This is a genomic window from Paenibacillus cymbidii (assembly GCF_004764705.1).
GTDB classification, from domain to species: domain Bacteria; phylum Bacillota; class Bacilli; order Paenibacillales; family NBRC-103111; genus Paenibacillus_AN; species Paenibacillus_AN cymbidii.
This window is the reverse complement of sequence record NZ_SHLX01000041.1, coordinates 59,348-69,508: the sequence shown is the minus strand read 5'-3', so window position 1 is coordinate 69,508 and position 10,161 is coordinate 59,348. Positions and strand designations below refer to the sequence as shown.

The window sequence follows — 10,161 nt, the reverse complement described above, 5'->3', positions numbered from 1 at the left end:
GAAATATCTGAAATTCTAGGTAGGGCAGGTTTAGTTTGCGTTTGCCGTTTTTCGGGACACCCCCTGAAAAAGTGACGGTACGCGAGAATCTCCTTCATTCAGGGTCTTGACATCGTACCGCTGCTCTTATGATGAGGCATGCGGTATGGCCGAGGCCGGCACCTGCAGCTTGAACAGCTGCTGCGGGTTGTGGTACAGAATGCGCGAACGCACTTCTTCGTTCGGTACGGCGGACTGGTACTTGGCCAGCTCCACAGGCAAGTTGTCGAGATGGTCCGAGCCCATAATGAGCCGCCCGGCGCCCAACTTGTCGAGCATGCGTTTCACTGCGTATACCGGGCACCAGGACGGCTCCAGCACGATGTTGCCGCAAACGCCGGCGGCGACGATCGCTTCGTCGGTATAGACGGCGAAGCCGGCGTGAGCCAGAATGAACGTTACCTGCGGAAACCGACGGGCCGGCTCGATCACAAGCGCCGGCAGCGCGTTCGGCGCTCCCAGGCCCGTATGGACGATAACCGGCACGCCGTAGAATGCCGCGGCCTCGTATACTTTGTCGCAATAGGACGACAAAGGGGAAATGTTGTGCCCGAGCGGGTGCAGCTTGATCGCCACGAAGCCGTAATCCTCCATGCATACCGCCATCTGGCGCCGGTATTCCGCCGCCTCCAGCCACGGATCGATGCTGGCGATGCCGTAAATGCGGCCCGGATGGGCGGCGGCAAACCGGGCAATGCTGCGATGCACGGCCGGAACGTCCTCCAGGGTCGGCTGCGGCATAATCAAGCCGGCAGCCACCCGGTGCCGCTCCATAGCCTGAAGAATATCGTCCTCCGTTGTGGTCACGCCGCTGAACCTGGACGTCCCCAAATGCATATGCGTATCGATGATAATCATGCTGGTCACCCGTATCGCCGAAATTTGGCCCGCTGAAGAAAAAAGCCTTGATTTTCCAACCATTTTGTAGCCATTTTGTTTCCATGATGTGACTGTACTTATTGTATACAATGTATTCAAAGTGTACCTTGCAACTGCAATTCCTGTCAACGAAAATTTTGCGCATGCGCGCGAGGCTGAAGACAGCGGCCTTTCGCGGTTAGTTAAATAAGCCATCTTTTTTGGCCTATTTCGTCAAAAACGGGCCGTCGCCACGAAATAGCCCATGTTTTCACTGGCTATTCATGTAAATCTGCCTTGACACAAAACCATATACAGTCTCGCTTATTTTTGGTAAAATTGGGAAGTCGCCTTGCATATCATTGTTCATCCATTCCCGGGGGTTTGCCTGCATGATCAAACGCGCCGCCGTCGTTTTGTTTGCCGTTGCTTTTCTTGCGTGCCACGTCTGGCTGCTGCAAGTGACGTTGCGTTATCCGCTTGTCAATATTACCGTTTCGCCCAGCGCCGACCAGCGTTGGCTCGTCGATGGGATCGATCCGGACGCAGATCAAATTCCCGTCCCTATTCACATCGGCGATGAAATCGTACTCGTCAATGGCAACCCGCCGGCATTCTTCCCCTCCGTCATCCGTTGGCATACGCTGGACCAGGCGAAGACATTGACGGTTATGCGGGACGGCGCATCTTTCGAACTGAAGTTCGGATTGGAAAAGTTTTCGCCTTATTTTTACTTGCCGTTCATCGGCGGCACGCTCGGGTATTTTTTGGCCGCCGTACTTTTTGTGAAAATCCGCCACTCCCCTGCAGCGCGACAGCTTGCGTTTCTCTTTTTCGTCTTTGGCTTTATTTTTATAAGCCTGGGCGCTTCGACCCGCGGAGACCCCTTGGGAAAAATATTGGTTGCCGTCGGAACCATTTCGACTCCTTTTCTGTTCTTGCGATTCATTATTCGACTGGCGCAAGAGAAAGACGGCCTTCCGATGAATGATCGTTTGCAACATAATGATCGGCTGCTCATTGCCATTTTGTCAGTCCCCTTGCTGCCTTATTTTGTATCAAACGCGTGGAGCTACGGGTACTACATATTTTCCAAAATCGTGATTATAGCCGCTTTTTTTGCCGGAATCCTGCTCAATCTGGCGATGATGCTGCGCATCCAGTACAACGGCCGCACATCCCGCGGCACCTATATGTCGAACCTGATCCGCAACATCTGGATCGCGTTGTTCATCTCGGTGGCGCCTATTGCCGCATTCGATTTTTTCCCTTGGCTGATTACCGGGAATACCATCCCTTCAAGGAATTTCAGCGCCTGGTTCCTGTTGTTGTTTCCCGTCTCCGTCGCTTATCAGATCGTGTCCAAGGAGTTGTACGACATCGGCATTTTCCTGCGCCGGGCGATGATTACCACCTTGTTCTCGCTGCTGCCGGGAGCCGTCATCGTCGCCGCATTGCTGCCGTTCGTGCCGCTCTCCTATATCGGCCTGTATTTCCTGATTATCGTCATTCTGCTGTCAACGACGCTGTATCTGATGGAAAACGTGTTCACCCGAGTGGAAGCCGTGCTCTTCCCGCGCAAGCACTACTTGCAAACCTCGCTGAAGCAAGTGGCTCGGAAGCTGGAGACGATCTCCAGCTTCCGCGATTTGAAAGACGTGCTGCTGTCCGACATCGTTTCCATTCTGCACGTATCGGGCGGAGCGCTCGTCTTCGTCTACAAGGACGCGACGGAAACGATCGGCTCCGGGACCATCGATATGCCGGAAGCGCTTCGTCTGGCGACGGCCGACAGTCGCCAAGAGAGCGAGTATTTCTGTTTGCCGATCACCCGCAACGAAACGTATGCCAGCTGCCTCGTCGTCACGAGGAAAAAAAACGGCCTGCCGCTCATTTTCGAGGAAAAAACATGGCTGGCGACGATCGTCTCCTACCTGGCCGTCTGCCTGGAGAACATCCACCTCGTGCGGAAGCTGACCGTCCGGCTCCAGCAATTCGCCGCCTACGTGCCGAGCGAAGCGGAAGCCCGCGAATTGAACTGGTTCCGCAAGCTGACGTTCGAGCTGCAGGAGAACGAGCGCAGGCGGATCGCTTCCGATCTGCACGACACGACCATGCAGGATATCCTGTTCTTGCGGAACAAGCTCGCCGCTATTTTCGAACCGATGCAACTGGATGAAGCGACCAAACGCCGGGTCAGAAGCGTCTATGAATACATCGATATCATCAATGCGAATTTGCGCGAAAGCTTCTTCGAACTGTTTCCCCATCTGCTGCAGGAAATTGGCCTCGTTCGCACCATCGAGCAGTGGCTGGCAAAGGAAGCGGTCGGCGCCCCGTTCGAAATCCGCTTCCAGGCAAGCGGCAACGAGGCAATCGAGCGATACGAGCTGGAGACGAAACGGCATATTTTCCGCGTCGTGCAGGAGCTGCTCAGCAATGCGAAGAAGCATTCCCGCGCCGCGCATGTGTCATTGGGCATCGCCATCCTGAACGGTTCGCTGTCGCTGACTTATGCCGATGACGGCGTTGGCTTCGAGCCGCAGCCAAACCCGACGTTCAAAGCGGATTCGACCGGCATGGGCATCGAATTTATGCGCAGCAGGGTGCATTTTTTGCAAGGCGCTATCGCCTTTGACACCGGGCAGGGCCGCGGTTTGAAAGTAACGATACTCATTCCGCTGCGGGAGGAGCGCATTGCATGAATCGAGACATTCATCCTCGCAAGGCACCCGAGGCCGCCATTCGTTTCTCCGGCAAGAGGCGGGTCGGAGCAATCGGATTGGCGCTTGCCTTTATCGCCTGCCACGTGTGGCTGCTGCAAGTTACACTGCGCGTTCCATTCTTCAATGTTGACGTCGTTCCGTCCGCCGACCAGCGCTGGTATGTCCATCCGCTTACCCCGCTCGCCGATCAAGTCATGCTGCCAACGCTGAAAGCGGGCGATGAAGTGGTGCGCATCAACGGAAACCCTCCCGCTGACTTTGTTTCGGTCGTACGGTGGCATACGCTTGATCAGGCGCGGACCGTGTCAATCGTCAGGGACGGCGTTCCCATGGAGCTGACCATTCGGCTGGGGAAGTTTCCTCCTTACAACTATTTGCCGTTCCTGGGCGGTACGTGCGGTTATTTTTTGGCGGCTGTCTGCTATTTCAAAATTCGCCCATCCGCTGCCGCGCGGCAGCTGGCGATGTTATTCCTGTGCTTTGGCGTTACTTTCACCAGCCTAGGCGCTTCGGCTCGGGGAGACGCATTGGGCAAAGCGTTAGTACTGATCGGGATCATAGCGGCTCCCCTGCTGTTTTTGCAATTCATCCTGAAATTGGCGCAGGAGAAGGACGACATAGCCGTCGACACTCGCCCGCTCAACGTTTACCGGTCGCTCATCGCCGTGCTGATCCTGCCGATGGCGTTCTTTTTCATCACGAGCAAGTGGAGCTACGCCATCTATTCGTCGGTGAAAATGGCGGGGGTTGCGGCATTCATCGGCGGCATAATCGTCAATCTGGCCGTCATGCTGCGCCTCCATATTCGGCTCCGCCAAGCTCGAACCTACATGTCCAAGCTGATAAGAAACCTGTGGATCACGCTGCTTGTGTCCGTAGCGCCGATTACATGGCTTCATTTTCTACCGTTGCTTCTGGTCGGGAGACCGCTGCTGCCGGTTCATTGGACGTCGTGGACCTTGTTCATTTTCCCTGTCGGCGTGGCCTACCTGGTCGTGTCGAAAGAACTTTACGATATCGGCGCCTTCCTGCGTCGGGCGATGATCACCACGTTGTTCTCGCTGCTGCCGGCCGCCGTGATTGTCGCCGCGCTGCTGCCGTTCGTGCCAACGGTATACGCCGGGCTCTACTTCGTGATTATTGTCATCCTGTTGTCGGCCACGCTTTATTTGATGGAAAATGTATTCGCCCGCGTGGAGGTCGTCCTGTTCCCGCGCAAGCACGAGCTGCATGCGTCGCTCCGGCAGATGGCCCGCAAGCTCGAGACCATATCGAACTTTCGCGATTTGCGCGACATTTTCCTCAGCGACATGGTTGCCGTGCTGCGCGTTCGGGGAGGTGCGATCGTGTTCGTGTACAAGCATTCGACGGAAACGATCGCCTTCGGCGAGATCGACCAAGCGGAAGCGCTCCGTTTGGCGACGGCCGGCAGCCGCGAAGAAAGCGAACTGCTCTGTTTGCCGGTCACGCGCAACGAAACGTATGCAAGCTTCCTGATCGTGACGAGGAAACAAACCGGCCTGCCGCTTATTCTCGAGGAAAAAACTTGGCTGACCGCCATCGTCTCCTACCTGGCCGTCTGTCTGGAAAATATCCGCCTCGTGAGAAGATTGACCGTCCGGCTGCAGCAGCTCGCCGCCCGCGGGCCCGGCGAAGCGGAAACCAGCGAGCTGAATTGGTTCCGCAAGCTGACTTTCGAGCTGCAGGAAAACGAACGCAAACGAATCGCATCCGATCTGCACGACACGACGATGCAGGATATTTTGTTTCTGCGCAGCAAGCTGACCGCCATTTTTGAGCCAATGTGGCTGGACGACGCAACATACCGCCGGGTTGCAAGTGTCTATGAGTATATCGACGTCATTAATGCCACTTTGCGCGACAGCTTCTTCGAGCTGTTTCCCCACCTGCTGCACGAAATCGGCCTCGTTCGCACGTTGGAGAAGTGGCTGGAGAACGAAGCGGTCGGAGCCCCGTTCCACATTTGGTACCGATCGGAAGGCGAAGAGGCCATCGAACGGTACGAGCCCGAGACGAAGCGGCACATCTTTCGCATCGCGCAGGAGCTGCTTAGCAATGCGAAGAAGCATTCCCGCGCCGAACAGGTATCCTTCACCCTTACTGCCGCAGGCGATGCCATGGTGCTGGTCTATCGCGACGATGGCGTCGGCTTCGAGCCGAAAGCGGAGACAGCGCCCGACATTGAATCGTCCGGCATGGGAATCGAATATATGCGCAGCAGAGTGCACTTTTTGAAAGGGGCGATGATGATGGACACCGGCCGCGGCTGCGGCCTGCAAGTGACGATTACGATTCCATTAGCAGGGAGAGTTTAGCAAGCAAGCAGAGAGAGTTTAGCAAGCTAAACTCCCTATATTGCCCTATAATTAGGAGGACCGGATAGGATGAATGCAACCAAACGTTTAACCGCGATCATCGTGGACGACCACCCCGTCATGCTGGAAGCGATGAAAACGATCATGCTCGGCGTGGGGAATATCGATATTGTCGCTACTGCCGGCAACGGCGAGGCATGCCTGCGGGAATGCGGAATCCACAGGCCTGATCTCGTTTTTCTCGACTATAACTTGCCGGATCTGCTCGGCAGCGAGGTGGCGCGCCGCATCGTGCAGATTCGTTCCAGCACGCATATCGTGATCTTTACCGGCGTGGACGTAATGCCTTTCTACAACGAGCTGCTCGATATCGGCGTCTCCGGCATCATGTCCAAAGCCGACGAGCCTTCCACCATCGCCGATATGATCCGGTCGATTCAGGGCAATCACACGATCATCCCGATATCGGTCTATCATCAGCTGCGCATGCAGAACAGCCTGCAGGTCCCGGGACCGGAGCTGACCGAGGACGAGACGGAAATTTTGAAGCTGATTATCAAAGGGGAAACGTTGGAGGAAATCGCCGTTCGCATTCATGTAAGCAAACGTTCGGTGGACAACTATTTGCGACGGGCGTACGAGAAGCTCGGCGCGAGGACGCGTTCCCAGGCGATCGAACGGTTCATCCGGTCGCGCTACCACAATCCCGAAGCGAAATAACCGCCGGTCCGGCGGGCGGCAGTCGCTAGCGGAACAGTTGGCCGGCGCGCTGCCGGTATTGCAGCGGCGTGACACCGACAGAGCGGAGAAACATTTTGCCGAAGTACGACGCGCTGCCGAAGCCGACTTCTTCGGCGATGTCGCGCATGCTCTTGTCTCCGGCCGTCAGCAGGAAGATGGCCTGCCGGATGCGCCTTGCGTTCACATAGTCGGCGATGCCGCTGCCCGTATCGCGCTTGAACCGGCGCGACATGTAATGCTTGGACAAGTGAAACCGCCTGGCGAGCTCGTCCAGGCGAATCTCCTCGGCGTAATGCCGCTCGATCCACTGCATGATTTGCTCCGAATGGGCAAACGGCCGCGGCGCAGGCTCATTGTCCTCCTTCGGCCAGACCGCTTGCAGGGCGTGCAGCAGCTGGATGACCAGCAGCGGATACTCCTCGTGCTTCGGCTTCAGCTGGGCCCAATGCCGACCGAAGTGGGCGACAAGCTGCGGGTACAGGTCGCCGAGCTCCTCCCTCCGGATCGTTGGCGCCGGGAGCTTGCGGTCGCGCAGCCGCTGGAGAAACTGCAGCAGCCCCGGATAGGCGGCCAAATGCGGCTCTACCGCCGCCGGGTCAAATGTAACGATCGTGCGCATGTAAGGCGTGTCCGGGCCGACCGTCAACTGTGTCCGGTGCAGCTGGAACGGCTGGAACACGATCAGCATCCCCGGCTCGATCTCGCGAATTTGCTGATCGACGACCACCTTGCCGGTGCCCTCCTGAACATACAGCAGTTCAATCCCCTTATGCGCATGAAAATAGCCGGTAAAATTCGTATCCGCGACTGAGCCGAACACAAATTGAAAAGCCGTGTCGATGGAATGCACGACGCTTCGTTCCTGCTTCATCATTGCGATTGCCGCCTCCGAGCCGCTGTCCCATTAGGACAATATGATACCATTTTAGCACACGGAATTGCTACGGGCATCTGCCCGGCCTCTGCTACAATGGTAGGCATACAATTGTTTGCCCGGAGGGATCGCCATGACATTGCCATTGGAACAGATGAAAGCTTTTATCGTGGACAAAACGCGGAGCAACGCCGTTGCCATCGGCGACAAACTGCCGGCATCGACAGTGGACGGCCTCTTTCAGTTTCGCGAAAACGGAGGCTGGGTCGGAAGCTTCTGGACCGGCTTGAACTACTTGTGCTACGAGCTGAGCGGCGATGAGACCTTTATCGAAGTTGCCCGACGTTCGAGGCACCGGTTTACGAAACGACTGTACCAAAACCCGGAAACGCTCGATCACGATATCGGCTTCCTGTACTCGCTGTCGTCCGTGGCGGACCACAAGCTGACCGGAGACGCCGAAGCGCGCCAAGTGGCGATCGATGCGGCCAAGGCGCTGGCCGGGCGTTATCACGAAGCCGGTCGGTTCATCAACGCCTGGCCGGTTTGGCATCCCGGGGAGGAATTCAGCGAGGGCAACCGCGGACGGATCATCGTCGATTGCATGTACAACCTGCCGCTGCTGTTCTGGGCGGCCGAAACGACCGGCGACGCCCGCTTCCGCAACATCGCCGAAGCGCACGCGGATACGAGCGCGCATACGTTGGTGCGACCGGACTACTCGTGTTTCCACACGTACCTGTTCGACCCGGAAACCGGGGTGCGGCTGCGCGGCACGACGTTCCAGGGGTATGCCGACGATTCGATTTGGTCGCGCGGCCAATCATGGGCGCTCGGCGGGTTTACGTACGCTTACCGGTATACGGGCAACAAGCTGTTCCTTGACAGGGCCGTCGGCTGCGCCAAGCTGTTCATCCGCGAGCTGGAGGCCGACAGCGTGCCGATGTGGGATTTCCGGCTGCCGTCGAAGGAAGGCGAGCCGCGCGATACGTCGGCCGGCGCCATCGCCGCGGCCGGCTTGCTGGAGCTGGCGCAGCTGGCGGAGCCGGACGATGCGGCGCTGTTCCGCGCCGCGGCGGAGCGCATCGTCGGCAGCTTGTTTGCGCATTACGCCACCGTCGGCGCGCCGGAGGAGCAAGGGCTGCTGCGCGAAGCGACCGGCTTCCGGTCGCGCCATGTGGAAGTGAATGTGTCGCTCATTTATGGCGACTACTATTTCGCCGAAGCGGTCGCACGGCTGCTCGGCCGCACGAAGGCGTATTGGTAGTTTTTTGAGTTGACACGGAAAAGCAGCAGCCTCGGACTTGAAAATAAAGTCCTGGACTGCTGCTCTTTTAATCGAGCTATCGTTCTCCGTTAGCGTAATACTCGCCTTTCTTTACTTTGGGATTGGAAACGATAGTTCCGCGTGAGTGCATTACAAATTTCGTTGTTCAAACACGTGGAGGAAGCTAGCGGAACCCAGCGCCCTTATTTATGGGCACAACCCGATGAATCGCATCGCAACGGAACTCAGCGCCGTTATTGGGCGGTTAACAGGCGCATTTGCACCATTTTTGCTGAATAACGGCGCTCAGTTCCGTTAAGTGGCTTATCACCTATTATTTCGTCCGGTAGCGGCACTCAGTTCCGTCCCTCCAGTTCGAACTAAACTGTCCGTTAGTTGAGCGACGACCAGAAGCGCCGACATCTCCCGGGATGTGTCCCCCAAGAATATTTCGTCGTATTGTTTAAACTATCCCGCCGTCCTTAATGAAAAAGGAATAGTCTCCAGCAGCGGAAATCTGTTCCTGGTTCTTTGCACTGTCGTTCCTCATTACAATTACTGATGGACTTTAGGATAATTCCTTTAGAGCCTCCTCAACAAGATTACCAATCCTATGAATATCGGCAATGTAATCAAAACCATTCTTTCCACCGAAAGTCCAAAGACTATTCGTCATTCGAACAACCAGACCAAGGGACGCTTAGGGTCTGGGACGTTGATAGACATCCGGTACGTCCTCCATGCGAGCGACAAACTCCCCCGAAACTTCCGGGATACGCCATTGTTTCTTCAGCCAGTTTGTTTTTTCATCGCGCGCTGTACGGTCATATGCGAGATCTCATCTACGATTTCCAGTTCGACCAAGCGATCGGCGAGCAACCGAACCGACCATCTGCTGCAGCCTTCCGAGGGCCGGCTCATGTGATTGCGATCAGTTTCGCTTCAGCCTCCCCGTCTAACTTCTTCCTGCAATTGGTTTGTTTTTCACGCTCCAACCTCACCTTCATGGGCTTTCAGCAACATATGCCCATGTTTGATTTTATATCCGACTACTTTCACTTTATTGATCAGTTGTTCTAAATGTTTGCGTTCTTCTTGGCTTAATTGAATTACCCATCCTAATTCCATCTCCAGTCCCTTTATTCTTTTTATTGGATATACACTGGATTTCCATGCGACACACCCTTGCTACCTTTCATTAGTAAATAAAACGTCCGCACGCGTAAACACGCAAGTTTTCGTAACCTAGAAAAACGAATGCAAGCGACAAATCGCAGGCAGAAAAGGTTGAAAATAGTTCAAACTACTCCGCCGCGCAAT

General features: G+C 55.9%; 7 protein-coding genes. 4 read left to right on the top strand and 3 right to left on the bottom strand.

From position 1 onward, the window contains the following. Nucleotides 1–126 precede the first annotated feature (126 nt). A complete protein-coding gene (locus EXY20_RS34695) occupies nt 127–897 on the bottom strand; it encodes an amidohydrolase family protein (RefSeq protein WP_167859732.1) in 771 nt (256 codons plus the stop codon). Nucleotides 898–1,289: 392 nt separating this feature from the next. On the opposite strand from EXY20_RS34695, the gene EXY20_RS34690 reads away from it, so the two are divergent. The 3 genes from EXY20_RS34690 to EXY20_RS34680 all read left to right on the top strand — a co-directional run bounded on the left by EXY20_RS34690 (nt 1,290) and on the right by EXY20_RS34680 (nt 6,679). Beyond that, nucleotides 1,290–3,602, top strand: a complete 2,313-nt coding sequence (locus EXY20_RS34690) for a sensor histidine kinase (RefSeq protein WP_135557017.1) — start codon at nt 1,290–1,292, stop codon at nt 3,600–3,602. Beyond that, nucleotides 3,599–5,959 (top strand): sensor histidine kinase, encoded by a 2,361-nt coding sequence (locus EXY20_RS34685; protein ID WP_135557016.1) that lies wholly within the window; start codon nt 3,599–3,601, stop codon nt 5,957–5,959. The genes EXY20_RS34690 and EXY20_RS34685 overlap by 4 nt, the downstream gene beginning before the upstream one ends. 69 nt (nt 5,960–6,028) lie before the next feature. After that, a complete protein-coding gene (locus EXY20_RS34680; protein WP_135557015.1) occupies nt 6,029–6,679 on the top strand; it encodes a response regulator transcription factor in 651 nt (216 codons plus the stop codon). A gap of 25 nt (nt 6,680–6,704) precedes the next feature. Here the strand turns inward: EXY20_RS34680 and EXY20_RS34675 are convergent, their stop codons facing one another. Then, nucleotides 6,705–7,574, bottom strand: a complete 870-nt coding sequence (locus EXY20_RS34675) for an AraC family transcriptional regulator (RefSeq protein ID WP_135557014.1) — start codon at nt 7,572–7,574, stop codon at nt 6,705–6,707. Nucleotides 7,575–7,707: 133 nt separating this feature from the next. On the opposite strand from EXY20_RS34675, the gene EXY20_RS34670 reads away from it, so the two are divergent. Further along, nucleotides 7,708–8,841: a glycoside hydrolase family 88 protein gene (locus EXY20_RS34670; RefSeq protein WP_135557013.1), complete on the top strand. Its 1,134-nt coding sequence runs from the start codon at nt 7,708–7,710 to the stop codon at nt 8,839–8,841. A 984-nt stretch (nt 8,842–9,825) separates the two neighbouring features. On the opposite strand, the gene EXY20_RS39360 is transcribed toward EXY20_RS34670, so the two are convergent. Next, a complete protein-coding gene (locus tag EXY20_RS39360; RefSeq protein WP_167859731.1) occupies nt 9,826–9,969 on the bottom strand; it encodes a hypothetical protein in 144 nt (47 codons plus the stop codon). Between the last annotated feature and the right edge of the window lie 192 nt (nt 9,970–10,161).